Below are 16,406 nucleotides of genomic sequence, written 5' to 3' on the forward strand. Positions count from 1 at the left end.
TGGTAATTTATGACTCACGCTTGTACGACTGTAGTTTATCTGACAGAGACCATGCCATGTCTGTGCGTAATAACTGAGCTTGTTCGGACTTGCCGCTGCTAAGCGACGACCATTGCGGTTTACCACGCGCTTTTTTGAGCTCACTTGGTAATTTATGTGCTGGCCATACAGTACTTGGATTATTGTCTTCATCTAAATGGTCACTGTCGTTAGTTAACGACGTTTCAAGGCTATTTTTCTCGCCTTTATATAATAACTGAGTGGCATCTGTAGCAGCATGACCACGATGACGAAGGGCAGTTAGCAGGTCTAATGCTCGTGTTGCTAATAGCGTCAATGTTGCAGGGTCGATATATAAGCGTTTTACCCCAGTAATCCTATCGGCAATACTGCTGGTGTTTGATAGTAACCCGCCTGCAATACCACCTATTGCGGCACCCAATCCCAGAGTCGTACCTAGGGCTGCTGCATCGATACCTAATCCTAGAAGCGCGCCAGCAGCTGCACCAGAAGTGGTGCGAATGCCGTAGCTCTTGAGAAGTTCAGGGTCAAATGGGTCTTGTTGATAGGCTTGCAGCTCAAGCGGTGTTGCTGCGACGGCATTGTCATAAAACTTATAAAGGTTAAGTAAGTTATGCTGCATCGCACGCTCACTTTGCCTAACCGCTTCTTGCATTTGTTCTAAGACAGGAAGTGGGTCGTCATCTTCATTGATCTCGCGTACAAAGGCAGCAACATTTAGTAAAAAATCAGCGATGATGATATTGGCCTCATCATACAGCTGAGCCCAGTCTTCCGTTCGACGTTGCATCAGCTGCTCAAGCATCTCAGAGTGGGTGAGCATGGTGGCTAGGTTTTTCCATAGGCGCATCTCATCCTCAAACTCAAACGCGACCGAATCGAAACGCGTTGAAATATGCAGATTGCGTCTTGCCAGCATCGTCTGCCAGTCGTCGATATTGGCATTCTGGCTGTCGGTAAAATTAAAAACAGGCATCACGGGGATAGCAGCCCAAGACAAAATCGCTAGCTCATCTTTGTATTTACCCAATACAGGCTCACGAGCATCTACTACGTAGATGGCCATATCACTTGTCAGCAGCTGACGAATTACTTTGGCTTCTTGACTATAATCATAGGGCAAGTCATAACTGTCTGAACCTTGAGCGACATCCGCCGCCAAAAACTGTTGCAGACGTTCAATACCATCACGGCGACTGGCGGTGTTGTCCTCTAGCCAGTCCATAAGCCCTGAGGCGTCTTCCAGACCAGGCGTATCGTATAGTGCTACCAGCACCTCACCAGTTCGGCTATCTGTCAATTGAGCCTGCTCGACATGCCGTGTGGTCGCAGCTTCGTTTTTGACTTCACCAAAATATACGTCACGCAGTAATGTGCGCAGTATAGAGGTTTTGCCCGTATTGGTATGACCGACAACGGCTAATTTAAGCGGTTCACCACTGGCGATGGTTTTCTTTGTTATCTTTGCCGTTGGTGCTGATGGCTCAGTTGATAAAGGTTGAGAGTCTTGATTTGGAGAATCAGGAGTGGCCTCATAAGCCTTGTCTGCAAAGAGACCAGCAGATTTATTGTTCTCGTGATTATTTTTTTTATTATCATTATTCATAATAGCGTCTTATATTTATTTATGGCAGAAACACATAGTAGCCATTTATTGTAAAACAAATCTGATTGGGTATCGATTATGAATGCGTATTGTCCATATCATAAATCGTAATCTATGCATTTATAATCATGCTCTAGTCGGTTCAATATACTTTGAATACAAGGAAGACGAGTGAAAGCACTACAAGTAGTAGTCTAAGCGAGACTGACACCGTATCCAATTTATAGAGAATTGACTATCTTAGACAGCACTTGGTGGACGCAGCAGTACCTTGATCTTTTTCTTTAACCCTTTGGCACGAAAGAACCGCTGCCACATACGGTAAAAAACCCCAAGTATTAGACTGACGATATTGTCATGGCTGGTTTCTCCAACGGCACCGTATTGGACGGGGTTATTGACGGTATCTTCTTCTACATAAGTGCCAAACCAGCGATCAAAAATAATGAGAACGCCGCCGTAATTTTGATCAATATATTCGTTATTGGTGCCATGATGGGCACGGTGATTGGATGGGGTATCAAAAACATACTCCACCCATTTTGGAAATTTCCCCACGGTTTCGGTATGGATAAAGAACTGATAAATCAAATCTAACGCATAAAAGAAGAATACCCAGACAGGATGTACGCCCAACATCATCAGCGGGACAAAGAATAACCACCAACCCGTCACTGAGTACAGTAGGCTTTGGCGCATGGCGGTGGACAGGTTCATATGGTCATCTGAATGGTGCACGACATGCGCTGACCAAAACCAATTCATACGGTGTGACGCGCGATGGAACCAGTAGTAGCTAAATTCAACCGCGACGAATATAGGTATGGCGGTGAGCCATGTCACCTCAATAGTAAATAAGCGATATTGATATAACCATAAGCAGATAGGTATGACGATAAGCGCTTGGGCAATCAATTCAAACCCTAGATAAGAGCCGCCCAAACTAAAATTGGTCATCGCACGGCGCCAGCTAAAGTTTTTACCATTGCCACGCTTGGACTGATACAGCCATTCTGCTAAAAATAACAAGAAAAATGGACCGCCAGCCAGCGGTAGTAGCCACTCTTGCCAATACGCAGGTAGAATGCTCTCTAGCATTGGCTGCCATGACTCTGGCGCAGCCGTTAAGATACTTTGGTTTAACGCCTCTCGGTAACCATCCAATAGTTGACCATACTGACCTAGGGTCATGAGGGAATTGTCTGCTGCCATCTTGGGCTCCTAGCCACTATAAAACATCCTTGTCGTCTTGATATGACGTCACAGCTATTAAAACGTATCTTAACAACTGTTATATCAATAAGTCTTTAGACCTGCTTAAGGTGATAGACCTATAATATTTATTTATTGTATATCATGCGAGTCATAATGATAAGTTCATACTTGAGTAACAGGTTAAAAATTAGAATGTATTAAGCATCTATATCAACCAAGCCAATTTTTCGTGCAGAGAGCGCTGTTTGCCACTGCTGATAGCGAACTGCTTGTTTGTCTAATAGCTCATCATCGGTACGTGCATCAGTCAAGCCTGTAGAAACGCTGTTATCACCCAGCAGTTGTACGATAAGCCCATCTTTGGCGTGAGCAGCGATTTGATCGAGCTTACGTAGCGTACCGCGGTCAGGTAGCGCTTTGCTATGAATGCCAAGCAAGACCTGTACAGGATGCGCATCTAAATAGTTTTTGAGTCGTGCCATATCATCACGGTCATCGACGATACCAAAATTCTCAATCTCGCTTAATTTTTCAAGACTATGGCTGCTGCCATCAAGCCCTGACTGCCACCATTTGTCCTGATCTGCAGGGTATTCAAGTAGAGCAACTAACTTCTTGCCCGCACTGACCGTCGCTTTTGGAGCGATAGGGGCTGGTGCCTCAGTAAAGTCATCAGCATCCACCACGTGCCGCTGCCAAAAGTTTAGGATTTTTTGATAATAGGGCTGTTTGATATCCAAACGCATTTTTTTGCGGCGGAACATCAATGCACAGAACGCCCATGCTATCGCTCGCGGTACAATCCCGTACATAAGCAAGCTACCAACCAACAATCCTGCCCACTGCCGTGCAACAGACAACGGCATGGCTTCGGTGACAAGCCTGCTCTGTGCGATCGCTGTACTGTCTGGCACACCAAACCCCACCATACTCGGTAACCAACCTAATACCTGAGTCAAGCTCACTAGCGCCTGATCAGAGAGTAGGGTTGACTCCCAGCTAAAGCTATACTGACGTACAACCAACAAGAATATAATCGCAAGCAGCATACCGGTCAATGTCGCGAGCCACAACTGATGGCTAAACCGCCCCAAATACCAACGCATGCCGCTATGCTGCAACTGGCGCTCATACAGATCGACGGCCGCCTTGGTCACATCGTCCTTACCGCGTATGAGATAACTCGGACTGACAAAGCTCGCAAACCAACTGGGCGATTGCTGATCTCGATTGATAAGGGTCATGACGAGCCACCCACCAAGCATAATGGTATGAAAACCAAGTAGGCAGACCAACACATAAAAGAAATTCACAACATTAGACTGCAATAGCGTGAACAGTCCCAAAAATCCGGAGATACACCACACCACGCTCATAACAATCATAATGCCCTTTATACGGCCGTCAATCTTACCCAGTACACGCGCAAGCGCCCCGTTGCTGTCTATACGTGACGCTCGTCGATGCAGCTTTTGGATAGGCGTACCGTCCTCGCCCTGTAGCTTTTCCGTGATTAATAACGGGTCAGTGGCGAAGACGTGCTGATCGGTCTCTAAGGCACGTACCAGCTCGGTCAGTTGATCTTGGGGTGATAGCATAATGCGATAATATCCGTATGAAGGCGTCAATATAATAAATAGCAATCTAAAAACAGTCGCTTTAATCGTTATAGATTATTGTAGCGTATATAGAATGAGGATGACTTGTATTATTTTTATCATAGTAAACGCTTATAAAGTCAGCCAAAATGAATAAATGAGACCCAATCGTGTCAAAAAACGTATCAAAGAAACCTATCAAAAAAAGGAAAATGCCATATGAATAACGAAATGAATAATAAAACCTATCTTATCATCGGTGGAACAGGCGGCATTGGTCAAGCCATGGTACAGCAGCTAATACAAAAAACGACTACTAATCAAACGGACAGTCAATCTAATCAAAGCCATCGCACACAAGTATTTGCTACTTATCATCGAAATAAGCCGAATATTGAAACGGAAAACCTGCACTGGCTGCCAATGAATGTCAGTGATGAGGACAGCATTAAAAAAGCTGCCGATACCATCAAACAGACGGTCGGTCATGTGGATTGGGTAATCAACTGCGTGGGGTTACTACATACAGAGACAGCGCAGCCAGAAAAGGCCTTGCGACAGATGGAGACGGAGTTCTTTTTGCAAAACATGCAAATCAATGCCCTAGCCAGTTTGCTGATAGCCAAACATATCAAACCGTTGCTCGCCAAGGCTAATCGCAGCGCCAATCATCCTGCTATTTTTGCGACCGTATCAGCCCGCGTCGGTAGCATCACTGACAATCAGCTAGGCGGCTGGTATAGCTATAGAATGAGCAAGGCGGCGTTAAACATGGGGATGAAAAACCTGAGTATCGAATGGGGCAGATCACTTAAAGATGTGTGCGTGGTCGTTATGCAACCAGGCACTGTGAATACTCAGCTGTCTGCACCGTTTCAAGGTAACGTCGCTGAAGGACATTTGTTCTCGCCAGCGTACAGCGCGGAATGCTTATTAGAAGTGCTCTCAGGTATGACTGCAGCTCAATCAGGCAGTTTTGTCGATTGGGCTGGAGAGTCGATACCTTGGTAGTAAATAAGTAATGCCATGATAACGTCAAAATACTAGACTAGTGAGCCATAAACAATGCCATAAACTCATTCACAGGTGTTTGCTCCAGTCTTTCTTGATCGTCGCATAGCTCAACGATCTGCTGACAGCGACTTTCGATAAATCGAGTGGCCAGACTGGCGCGGAACTTTGCTTCCAGTACAGGGATGCCCTCAGCTCGCCGGCGTTTGTGGCCAATAGGATACTCTATAGCCACTTTTTCTGTACTGCTACAATCTATAAAAAATACTTGAATGGCGTTGGCAATAGAGCGTTTACTGGGGTCATGATAGTCTTTTGAATACTGCGCGTTTTCCTCTACGACCATTTTTCTACGTAGCTCATCGATTGATAAATGCTGTTCGTGATAGTCATCCTCGTAGTTCTCTGCCATCAGATCACCTGTCAACAACGGCACAGCGACCATATACTGTAAGCAATGATCTCTATCTGCTGGATTGGCAAGCGCACCTTCTTTTGAGATAATTCGAATCGCTGAGTCATGGGTGGTCAGGACGATTTTGTCGATATCGTCAATTCTGTCTTTGATATGCGGGTGCAGAATAACCGCCGCTTCACAAGCAGTTTGCGCATGAAACTCAGCAGGAAAACTTATTTTAAATAAGATATTTTCCATCACGTAACTACCAAAATCTCGCTGGAATTTAAAGCGACGATCGTCTTCAGGCTTTGTCGCTAGATCCTTATTGGTATGGCTAAATAGCACATCATAGAATCCCCACTGCGGTGCGGTTAATGCGCCAGGAATACCCATTTCACCACGTGCCGTTATATCTACCAGACGTACCGCACGACTGGTTGCATCACCTGCTGCCCATGATTTTCGGCTGCCAGCATTGGGTGCATGCCGATAGGTGCGCAGTGCTTGACCATCGACGATGGCTTGTGAAATCGCTGCCATGATGCGCTCACGGGACAGCTGATATAGCTTGGCGACGACGGCTGTTGATGCCAACTTGACCAAAAATACATGATCGAGCCCCACACGGTTAAATGAGTTTTCGAGTGCCAGTACGCCTTGAATTTCATGCGCCATGATCATGGCTTCAAGCACTGCTCTCATGGTTAATGGTGCTTGTCCTTGGCTGATATTTTTTTGACTAATATAGTCGGCGACTGCCAAGATACTACCCAGATTATCAGAAGGATGGCCCCATTCAGCAGCAAGCCACGTATCGTTATAGTCAAGCCAGCGCACCATGCAGCCAATATCAAAAGCGGCCTTGATGGGGTCTAGTCTATAGGAGGTGCCAGGGACGCGAGCGCCATGCGGCGTTATTTGATCGGGGCAATCAGGCCCCAAGTGCTTGGTGCACTCAGGGAAGCGCAGCGCCAATAGACCGCAGCCAAGCGTGTCCATTAGACAGTGGCGCGCGGTATTCCACGCATCAGTAGGGTTTGGGGATTGCTCGTCTATTGAATAGTTGAGAACGTAATCGGCGATTTTTTGAATTTCATTGTCATATTCTGGACGGACATTACTCTCTACCGTCGCATCGTTTGTATTTGAATTGGCTATATCTACATTGGCTGTATTTGAACGGTTATCTAAGTGATTATTTGACATGGTTAGTTCCTCATCCTGAGTGTGCTACTTCCTTGACTGATTATCTCAGCCATCCTTTTAAAGGAATCATTATTTAAAAGTAGCACACTCAATATGGAACAACCAATTTGAATTATGTTAAGAATTAAGACGTTAGCAACGGTCTAAATCATTAAGTACAACAGACCTAAAACAAACAAAGCGGCCATGATAAACAGCAGGAAACTTAAAACTTTGGTCGTGGTTGACGCAGTGTCTGTGCTCTCTTTTTTGATTTTATTTTTCTTAGCAACGTATAGCACCATTTTTACATGCTCGATATTGTCCTCGAGATAATGCTCGCCTTCAGGTACAAAACCTAACGACTCATAAAAACTAAGTAAGTAAACCTGTGCCGAGATGATAATCGGGCGCTTTTTACCGTACTTTTTGCGGCACTGTGCAATAGCCTGATTCATCATTTGCCGTGCTAGACCATCACCTCTATGCTCTGATAGCACAAGCACTCTACCGATAGCAGGCATCGCAGTGTGGTTGGTCTTAATCGCAGGATCAGCTACTGATAGGTTGGATTTTAGCTTATTAAACTCAGGTGGAATGATACGGCAATAGCCCACCAATGCTGCATTTTGATGAGCGATTAGGTGCAAGCAATCAAAATCCACTTCATCCATATCTTGATAGGCACAGTTTTGTTCGACGACAAACACTTGCGAGCGCGCCTTTAAAATATGGTACAAATCAACTGAGGTCAGCTCGTCAAAGGTTTTTAAAGAAAATTCACAAGTCATAGTGGGCTAGCTTCTGGCAATAGGCAGTAAAAGATTGGCATTATAACGATTTAGGCAGGCATTAACCATTCCTAACCGTTTAGGGTCTGGCTGATTTTATCTAAGTTTAGGCTATCAGACATAGCGCTAAAGATTTCAAAGTATTTGCCGCGTTGGGCATAAAGTACCTCATGTGTACCTGTCTCAACCACTTCGCCATTTTCTATCACCACGAGATCGTCGGCATCGATAATTTGGGCGATATTGTGCGAGACCATAATGACGGTACGGTCTTTTTTGATCAGATCTAGGCTTTTTTTGACCTGTTGACTGGCTATAGCATCTAGACTGGCTGTCGGCTCGTCCAAAAACACAATAGGTGGGTCTTTTAAAAACATCCTTGCCAGCGCAATCCGCTGCTGCTGACCGCCTGATAATGACTTAGTAGTGCTCTCATAGCCATCAGCCAGCCCTATGATCTGCTCGTGGATAGAGGCTTTTTTTGCAGCCACGATGATGTCATCTTCGCTAGCATTCATATCGCCATAACGGATGTTTTCACTGATCGTACCCGAAAAAATATGATTACTCTGTAGTACTAGGCCGATGCGCTGACGCAACTCGTGGGTGTCACAGTCAGCCAAATTATGCCCATCTAGGCAAATCGTGCCAGCGTCTGGCGCATAGAACTTGACTAATAGATTGATAATTGTGCTCTTGCCTGCGCCAGAAAGGCCAACCAACGCGGTGATGCGATTGGGCTTGATAGTAAAGCTGACGTTTTTTAGCGCTTGCGTGCCATTAGGATAGGTAAAATCAACGTTTTTAAGCTCGATATGACCTTTGAGGTTTTCGCTACTGATGCCATCGATGTTTTCGACTTGTTTATCGTCTTCTAAAATATCAAAAAAACCTTCGGCATAGGTCAATGCATTATTTATCTGGTCGTAGATGCGGTGTAATTGACGGATAGGGGCGGCGACGTTCTGAAACAGCATGACATGAAATAAAATCATGCCAATGGTCATCTCGCCTTGTAGCACGAAATAAGCGGTGAGAAGGATGATAACCACCACACCAATCTGCTCGATAAAGGTTTTGATGGCATCATAAACAAAACCAATACTGCGAATGCGTAGCTGATTGTCGGTCATTTCCTTTTGAATGGCTAAGTGCTTTTCAGCTTCAATAGACTCTCGGACAAAGGATTTCACTACACTAATCGAATTAATCAAAGAGATTACCAAACCGCTTTTGGCTTCTCGAAACCCGCGCATCTGCCGACGAAAACCTTGCAGACGGCGTGCTTGCTTTTGACTGATAAAAAAGTAAATGGGTATGATAATAAGACCGACCATGCCAACCCAAAAATTGGTCGAAAACATGATGATAAGTGCCACAATTGCATTGGCAAATAGCGGTAGCATATCGATAAAGAAGTTTTGCACCAGGCTGGTAAGACTGCTGACACCGTAATCGATACGGGTTTGCAATTTACCACTGTCATTTTCACTACTGGTATAAAACGCCATGCGATAGGTAAGGATGCGCTCAATGATTTTTTGAGACAAGTCGCGCGACAAGTTGATACGAATCTTTTCACCAAAAAAACGCTGACCAAAAGAGATAAATATCGACAGGACCTCTTTAGTTAGCAAGACCACGCTAATAATACCTAACATACGCAGACCTGCTTGCCATGGCTCGGCAAGCGTAGCAATTTCGGTCAAGGTATCGACGGTATAACGTAGTACAAATGCATTGACCTGTGCGGTAAAGGAGCCTAAGGCCGTCAGCGCCAAGGTAGCGATAATAAGCAAGCGATAAGGTTTAGCAAATACCGCCAGTTTTTTTAGAATATCCCACAGCAGCGCCCGCCGCTCTTTTTTTTCGACTGGAGGCTTTTTATCTAACTGTACGCGGCGGGATTGGGGAGATGTTGACATATGTAAGTTTTATAATTTTATTTCAAGTTTTTCTAAATTTCAGGATAATCGTCTAGAGGACTTTGACAAAGGGTTATGGTATCGTCTTCGAAGTGTATTGCTATCTTCCTTGCTATTAGCCTCATGCGATGGAAACAAATAATTGCTTCAATTAAAGTTACATCATCTGGATGAGCTTCATGAGTCAGTGTATTCCTTCTATTTGAAATATCCTCATATGCTTTTACCCATTCTTCGGGTATAGGTTCTACACCAAGTTTATTCCAATTATTAACTCTGTTTCTTACGCCCATTCTCTCATGCTTATTTTGCTCACGTTCAAGAATTCCCGCAAGTAGCTTGTCTGAACCCCTATTAAGAATGTCTTTTAAAGAAACTTTCTCATCTAGAAAATTTTCCTTATTTTTATCTAATAATTTTTTATACAAGTCGAATTCATAAGCTTCAAGAAGGCAGAAGTTGTATAGAATTATTTGAGTACCTACTATATGTTCAATAGGTGTAAATTCTTTCTCATGACCAAATTTTACACCGCCATGTTCTGAAATATCAGAGGGTTCAGGTTCTCTAAAGATCAAAGAAATAGTTACACTTAACTCATTTGATAAATCATGTACCAACGGTAATAGTTTTTCATCTAAGTCTGGTCTATTAGCTGCAGTAGACAAACAAGGAGAGGTAGACCATGCTTCTTTATCCCAATTCATCATTTTTTTTGCTGAAATTGCTAAATCCGACGTTCTTACTGCTGAAAGTGTAAACAAATTCATTCGTTCAATGACTTCATTAAATACCATATAATTTTAGCCTTTATTTTATCAATCTAGCTATTGGAGGTTTAAAATATGTCAGAGAAAAATATCATCAAAATTAAAACGCATCCGCTGGCACAAAAACCTCACCAACCATGATACGCCTTGCTGAGCGGCTCATCGACACTTTTTTGGCTTGCCAGCGCCCATCGACTAGTTCAGTTTTTCCACCGACGAGCAATGTACCTGATGGATGGCCAAAACGCACCTCTGTCAGCTCATTACCGCCAGCAGCTTCGTTAACAAGCGTACCTTGTGTGGTTGCCGCGGCGGCAATAGCGACTGCGGCTGTACCCATCATGGCATGATGCAGTTGACCCATACTCATAGCACGTACCACTAAATCAATCTCGTCTGCATCGACCGATTTACCACTAGAGGCGGTATAGCTCTGTGCTGCACCTACCCAAGCGACTTTAGGAATGTGTTGGCTAGTCTGTGCTTCAGAAACGTCTTTAAATAATCCCATCGCCACACCGCCTGTGGCACGGATTTTCTCAAGTTTGGCAAGTAGCTCACCATCGCTATTGATGTCGCCTTGTAATTCAGTACCCGTAAAGCCTAAATCTTCTGCTTTCATAAAGATGGTTGGGATACCAGCGCTAATGAAGGTCGCTTTGACGCTATCAGCCTCTAGACCGCAGCCAGTAACATCGAAGTCATCGACTAAGTTACCAGTAGGGAACATGTCGCTAGTGGCATCTACAGGGTCAATAAACTCAATTTTGACTTCAGCAGCAGGGAAGGTGACACCGTCTAATTCAAAGTCTCCTGTTTCTTGAACTTGTACTTTGTTTTGTGCATCTAAATAGACTGGTACATGGGCAATAATCGTCTTACCGATATTTTCTTGCCAAATGCGTACTTCACAAATCCCGCTTTCAGCATCTTCATCGATGCTGTTATTAATTTTGTCGGCATCGACCAAACCCATATTAATGGCACAGGCACCGACGGCCGCGGTTAAGTTGCCACAGTTACCCGCCCAGTCAATCATTGGTTTGGCGATATTGACTTGTCCGAACAGATAATTCACATCGTGATCTGGTCTGTCAGAGGCCGATAAAATAACCGTTTTTGACGTACTAGAACTGCCATTGCCCAAACCATCAATCTGCTTACCGTAAGGATCTGGGCTGCCGATGACACGTAATAGGAAGTTATCACGTGATTCGCCAGCGACTTGGCAGCGCTCAGGTAGCTCAGATAATTTAAAGAACGTACCTTTGGAGGTACCGCCACGCATATAGGTAGCAGGGATTGATAGTTGGGGGGCGGGGGAAGTGGTGACTTGGATCATCTTTAAAGTTCCTTTTTTATGGTATTTTTTAAAATAAAATCAATTGACTATCGCTTTTTTCTGCAATGACCACGCACTCTAGTACCATTTTTTCTTACATAACCGTTTACCCAAGATTCACTTGCAGTACATTGGTTTGTATAACTTCTTTGATTTTGAAAAACCTCACAAGGAGTGCCATCATTATCGGCATCTAAATTATATGGGTCATAATCTGCATTAAATCCATGTTTCTTGAAAAATTGCATTGCTTCAACTTGGCTATCGAAATTTTTACAGCTGTAATTATCAGGTAAAGGTGTTTCTGCCAAAGTTATTTTTGGGATGTCCAGCTTTGTCTTTAGATAGGGAGTAGCGCTATCTGCCAATAAAAAAACATTAGGACTTACACCTATGAAAATTTCTCTATGTGTCTCTGAAGGGTCAAACGCAACCAATATTTTTGTTTCGTTGAAATAGTAGGCTTTACCATAAAAGTCTATTGTTTCCTCGTCATCACGGGAAACAAACCAGTTAGAGTAGGGTGTGAGCTGATATCCAAGAGATTTTACAAAAGATTCCCAATCAACAATAAAGCGTGATTGATCTTCTCCATAACTACCGCATAGCCATTCGGTTTCAGGGTCTTGAAGTGCGTAAGAGTCACAAGTGGCTACCGAGCTGCCCAAGCTGTTTAGCGCTTTTTTTGAGAAATTATAATAAGTAGCTTCCCTATCCATTTCCTTAGCAAAGCATGAACTGCAAAACATGAGTATTATTAAAAGTAGGTACTTCATGCTTGAACCTTAAATGTGAAATTTATATAAAATTAGATAGATTGAGAGGATGAAGCGACTCCCAACGAGTAATCTTTAAACTTAATAATGATAGCGACAAGAGATAATCGTCAGATAGTTATCATCGACGGCATATACCAACCGATTGGCATCATCGATGCGTCGGGACCAAAATCCTGATAGGTTTTCTTTTAGAGGTTCAGGTTTGCCGATGCCTTCAAACGGATTACGCTTACATTCGGTGATGAGTTTGTTAATACGTTTGAGTGTTTTTTTGTCTTGCGTTTGCCAGTACAGGTAGTCTTTCCACGCAGCATCTGTCCATGCTAGTTGCTCACTCATTATTAGACCCTTTGGATTGATTGAAGCCTTTGAGTTTAAGCACTTTCAATATCGCCATCCGTATGCTCATTATTATCGCTGCTACCATCACCTTTATCACTATCTTCTACCGTATCAATTAGCTCACGCGTAACAGTCTTGCCAGCTTTATATTGGGCAATAGAGTCCGCTAAGTGCGCCGCATTGGCAGGAGATTTTAATAGATAGACGGTTTCCATTAGGCTGTTGTAATAATCAAGTGACATCACAACGGCATCATCAGCGTCACGGCGGGTCACGATAGTGGCGTTGGCATCATCGTTTACCGTGTCTAGAACGGACTTTAGGTGCTTTCTGGCTTCTGAAAAACTAATGACTCTCATGGCTTACTCCTTTCATGACATTCTGCATTACTTGTACAATATATAGTACATATTACGCCATTGGTTAAGTAAACTCAATATTTAGCTATTCTCTAGTACTTAGGAGTAAGTGACAAAACTCAGTGTATAGAACGTAAAAGCAAATAAAAGCCGATGTCATATGAGGTTATACAACATCGGCAACTTTCATACTTTGCTGCTTATCACGCTAAAACCTACAGGATAGCCTTAGACGATATCAAGCGTACCTTCGATAAACTCTTTAGCAAAGCGTTGTAGCATACCACCTGCGTTGTACATTTTTACTTCGTCAGCAGTATCTAAACGGCAGATAATTGGCGTCTCAGTGGTACTACCATCGGTACGATGAATCACTAGAGTCATCAACCCGCCAGCCGAGACTTCACCTGTGACATCAAAGGTTTCTGTACCATCGATATTTAGCGTATGGCGAGTCGTGCCTTCTTCGAACTGTAAAGGCAGCGCGCCCATGCCCACTAAGTTTTGACGATGAATACGCTCAAAATCTTCAGCAACGACGGCTTCTACGCCAGCGAGACGCACGCCTTTGGCAGCCCAGTCACGGCTTGAGCCTTGACCATAGCCATCACCTGCAATGATGATCAGCGGCTGCTCACGGTTCATGTAGGTTTCAATCGCTTCCCACATACGCATGACTTGACCTTCTGGCTCCACTTTGGCCAGTGAGCCTTGAATAATATCACCCTTTTCGTCACGTACCATCTCGTTCAATAGTTTAGGGTTGGCAAAGGTGGCACGTTGCGCGGTTAAATGGTCGCCGCGATGGGTTGCGTATGAGTTATAGTCCTCAGCAGGCAAGCCCATAGTATCGAGATACTCGCCAGCTGCTGATGAGCCCAGAATAGCGTTTGAGGGTGACATATGGTCGGTTGTGATGTTATCACCAAGGACTGCAAGCGGGCGTAGGCCTGTCAGTTTATTTTTCTTAGCCATTTTGCCTTCCCAGTACGGCGGACGGCGAATATAAGTGGTCATTTCACGCCAGTCATATAATGGACTTAACGCCTTACCTGTGTCTTTTTTGGCTTCATCAAACATAGGGATATATACGGCATTAAACTGCTCAGGCTTAACAGCAGCAGCAACAATGGCATCAACCTCTTCATCATCAAACCAGATGTCTTTTAGATACACGTCATTGCCGTCTTGGTCTTTGCCCAATGAGTCTTTTTCGATATCAAAACGGATGTTACCAGCGATGGCGTAAGCGATAACCAGTGGCGGCGATGCCAGGAACGCTTGTTTGGCATATGGATGGATACGACCGTCAAAGTTACGGTTACCAGATAGCACTGCCGTGGTAAATAAATCATTATCGATGATTTCTTTTTCGATATCAGGGTCTAGCGCACCGCTCATCCCATTACAAGTGGTACAAGCAAAACCAACCACATCAAAGCCGATCTCTTGTAGCTCAGGCATCAACCCAGCTTCTTCTAAATACATTTTGACCGTTTTTGAGCCGGGTGCTAATGATGACTTCACCCAAGGTTTACGTAATAAGCCTTTGGCATTCGCATTACGAGCGACAAGGCCTGCGGCGACCATGTTGCGTGGGTTTGAAGTATTGGTGCAGCTGGTAATAGCAGCGATAATAACCGCGCCATCTGGCATGAGACCGTCTTTAGGTTCAGGCAATTTTTCGTCAGCGCCATGAGCGATACCTTTGGCTACCAAATCCGTAGTTGATACACGGGCATGTGGACGCGACGGACCTGCCATATTACGTACCACTGATGACAAATCAAACTCAAGGACGCGTGCGTATTCGGCTTTTTCCATGCCGTCAGCCCATAGGCCCGTTTGCTTGGCGTATTGCTCAACCAGTTTAATCTGTTCCTCAGAGCGACCAGTCAAACGCAGATAATCAGTGGTTTGCTCATCGATATAGAACATCGCGGCAGTGGCACCATATTCAGGTGTCATGTTGGAGATAGAAGCGCGGTCACCGACACTTAGCTGGCGTGCACCGTCACCGAAGAATTCGATATAGGTAGAGACCACACCTGCGTCGCGTAAGAACTCAGTCATCGCCAGTACGAGATCCGTACCAGTGATGCCTTTTTGCAATTTGCCTGTTAATTTAACACCCACATAATCAGGTAGGCGCATATACGACGGGTTACCTAGCATGACGCTTTCGGCCTCTAAGCCGCCCACACCGATCGAGATTACACCTAGTGCATCGACCATCGGCGTATGGCTATCAGTACCAACTAAGGTGTCGGCAAACGCGACTTCTTCACCCGCTTTATTGTGCACGACCTGTACGACAGGTGACATTTTCTCTAGGTTAATCTGATGCATGATGCCGTTACCCGGCGGCACGACGTTTACATTGTCAAAGGCATACTGGCACCAGTTAATAAAGTGAAAACGGTCATCGTTGCGGCGCTCTTCAATCGCACGGTTTTTCTCAAATGCGTCATCTTCGAAGCCTGCGTGCTCAACGGCCAATGAATGGTCAACGATAAGCTGAGTTGGCACGATAGGGTTTACCTTAGACGGATCACCGCCTTGCTCAGCGATAGCATCACGCAAGCCTGCCAAATCAACAAAAGCAGTCTGACCCAAGATATCATGACAAACCACGCGGGCAGGGTACCAAGGAAAATCTAGATCTTGCTTGCCTTCGATATGTTGCTTTAGCGCATCGGTTAACTCTTCTGGTGGGCAACGGCGTACTAGGTTTTCACACAAGACTTTTGAGCAAAATGGTAGCTTGTCATACGCGCCAGCTTCGATACTCTCGACAGCCTCGCGGGTGTCAAAGTAATAAAGATCAGTACCGGGAAGTGGCTTTTTGAATTGTTCGTTCATTGGTTGTACTAGGGCGTTGTCCATAAGTCACCTTTGGCTGTTGGCTAATTATAATAAGTAGTTAAGCGTTGATATTGGGTAAAAATTCATTCCTTTAGCAAAATCATCGTTCGTTCTCATAGGCTTTGCTAAAGAAGCGATATTGGAAGTTAAAAGGGCGTGGTCTATAAAAAAGATAGTGTATGACGATTAAACCTGAA

General features: G+C 44.4%; 12 protein-coding genes and 1 pseudogene. 1 reads left to right on the forward strand and 12 read right to left on the reverse strand.

The genetic code is table 11. The annotated features are described in order from the left end of the window. Nucleotides 1-7: 7 nt before the first annotated feature. From IEE84_RS06685 to IEE84_RS06695, 3 genes are all read right to left on the reverse strand, one after another. On the reverse strand, nucleotides 8-1,627 hold the full coding sequence (locus IEE84_RS06685; RefSeq protein WP_191113586.1) for a DUF3482 domain-containing protein: 1,620 nt from the start codon (nucleotides 1,625-1,627) through the stop codon (nucleotides 8-10). A 240-nt stretch (nucleotides 1,628-1,867) separates the two neighbouring features. Then, on the reverse strand, nucleotides 1,868-2,839 hold the full coding sequence (locus IEE84_RS06690) for a sterol desaturase family protein (protein ID WP_224737665.1): 972 nt from the start codon (nucleotides 2,837-2,839) through the stop codon (nucleotides 1,868-1,870). Nucleotides 2,840-3,039: 200 nt separating this feature from the next. Continuing rightward, nucleotides 3,040-4,440: a DUF2868 domain-containing protein gene (locus tag IEE84_RS06695; protein WP_191113587.1), complete on the reverse strand. Its 1,401-nt coding sequence runs from the start codon at nucleotides 4,438-4,440 to the stop codon at nucleotides 3,040-3,042. A gap of 219 nt (nucleotides 4,441-4,659) precedes the next feature. Here IEE84_RS06695 and IEE84_RS06700 point away from each other — a divergent pair, with 219 nt between their 5' ends. Beyond that, nucleotides 4,660-5,451, forward strand: coding sequence for an SDR family oxidoreductase (locus IEE84_RS06700; RefSeq protein ID WP_224737666.1), 792 nt, complete (start codon nucleotides 4,660-4,662; stop codon nucleotides 5,449-5,451). Nucleotides 5,452-5,488: 37 nt separating this feature from the next. Here IEE84_RS06700 and IEE84_RS06705 read toward each other — a convergent pair whose 3' ends face one another. The 9 genes and pseudogenes from IEE84_RS06705 to acnD all read right to left on the reverse strand — a co-directional run bounded on the left by IEE84_RS06705 (nucleotide 5,489) and on the right by acnD (nucleotide 16,206). Next, the gene (locus tag IEE84_RS06705) at nucleotides 5,489-7,057 is read right to left on the reverse strand and encodes a bifunctional 2-methylcitrate dehydratase/aconitate hydratase (protein ID WP_191113588.1); all 1,569 of its coding nucleotides are present in this window, start codon (nucleotides 7,055-7,057) and stop codon (nucleotides 5,489-5,491) included. A gap of 143 nt (nucleotides 7,058-7,200) precedes the next feature. Further along, complete coding sequence (locus IEE84_RS06710) at nucleotides 7,201-7,827, reverse strand: GNAT family N-acetyltransferase (RefSeq protein WP_057760177.1); 627 nt, start codon at nucleotides 7,825-7,827, stop codon at nucleotides 7,201-7,203. A gap of 71 nt (nucleotides 7,828-7,898) precedes the next feature. Continuing rightward, the gene (locus IEE84_RS06715; RefSeq protein ID WP_191113589.1) at nucleotides 7,899-9,752 is read right to left on the reverse strand and encodes an ABC transporter ATP-binding protein; all 1,854 of its coding nucleotides are present in this window, start codon (nucleotides 9,750-9,752) and stop codon (nucleotides 7,899-7,901) included. A 32-nt stretch (nucleotides 9,753-9,784) separates the two neighbouring features. Beyond that, complete coding sequence (locus tag IEE84_RS06720) at nucleotides 9,785-10,549, reverse strand: hypothetical protein (RefSeq protein ID WP_114699994.1); 765 nt, start codon at nucleotides 10,547-10,549, stop codon at nucleotides 9,785-9,787. Nucleotides 10,550-10,622: 73 nt separating this feature from the next. After that, the gene (prpF, locus tag IEE84_RS06725; RefSeq protein ID WP_191113590.1) at nucleotides 10,623-11,864 is read right to left on the reverse strand and encodes a 2-methylaconitate cis-trans isomerase PrpF; all 1,242 of its coding nucleotides are present in this window, start codon (nucleotides 11,862-11,864) and stop codon (nucleotides 10,623-10,625) included. A 47-nt stretch (nucleotides 11,865-11,911) separates the two neighbouring features. Next, nucleotides 11,912-12,640, reverse strand: a complete 729-nt coding sequence (locus IEE84_RS06730) for a hypothetical protein (protein WP_191113591.1) — start codon at nucleotides 12,638-12,640, stop codon at nucleotides 11,912-11,914. 81 nt (nucleotides 12,641-12,721) lie between these two features. Then, complete coding sequence (locus IEE84_RS06735) at nucleotides 12,722-12,982, reverse strand: Txe/YoeB family addiction module toxin (protein ID WP_037025847.1); 261 nt, start codon at nucleotides 12,980-12,982, stop codon at nucleotides 12,722-12,724. A 101-nt stretch (nucleotides 12,983-13,083) separates the two neighbouring features. Then, nucleotides 13,084-13,344: pseudogene (locus IEE84_RS06740) on the reverse strand (type II toxin-antitoxin system Phd/YefM family antitoxin); the annotation flags it as partial. A 228-nt stretch (nucleotides 13,345-13,572) separates the two neighbouring features. Beyond that, the gene (gene acnD / locus IEE84_RS06745) at nucleotides 13,573-16,206 is read right to left on the reverse strand and encodes a Fe/S-dependent 2-methylisocitrate dehydratase AcnD (RefSeq protein WP_224737987.1); all 2,634 of its coding nucleotides are present in this window, start codon (nucleotides 16,204-16,206) and stop codon (nucleotides 13,573-13,575) included. Nucleotides 16,207-16,406: the final 200 nt, after the last annotated feature.

Source organism: Psychrobacter sp. 28M-43 (assembly GCF_014770435.1).
In the GTDB taxonomy this organism is placed as follows: domain Bacteria; phylum Pseudomonadota; class Gammaproteobacteria; order Pseudomonadales; family Moraxellaceae; genus Psychrobacter.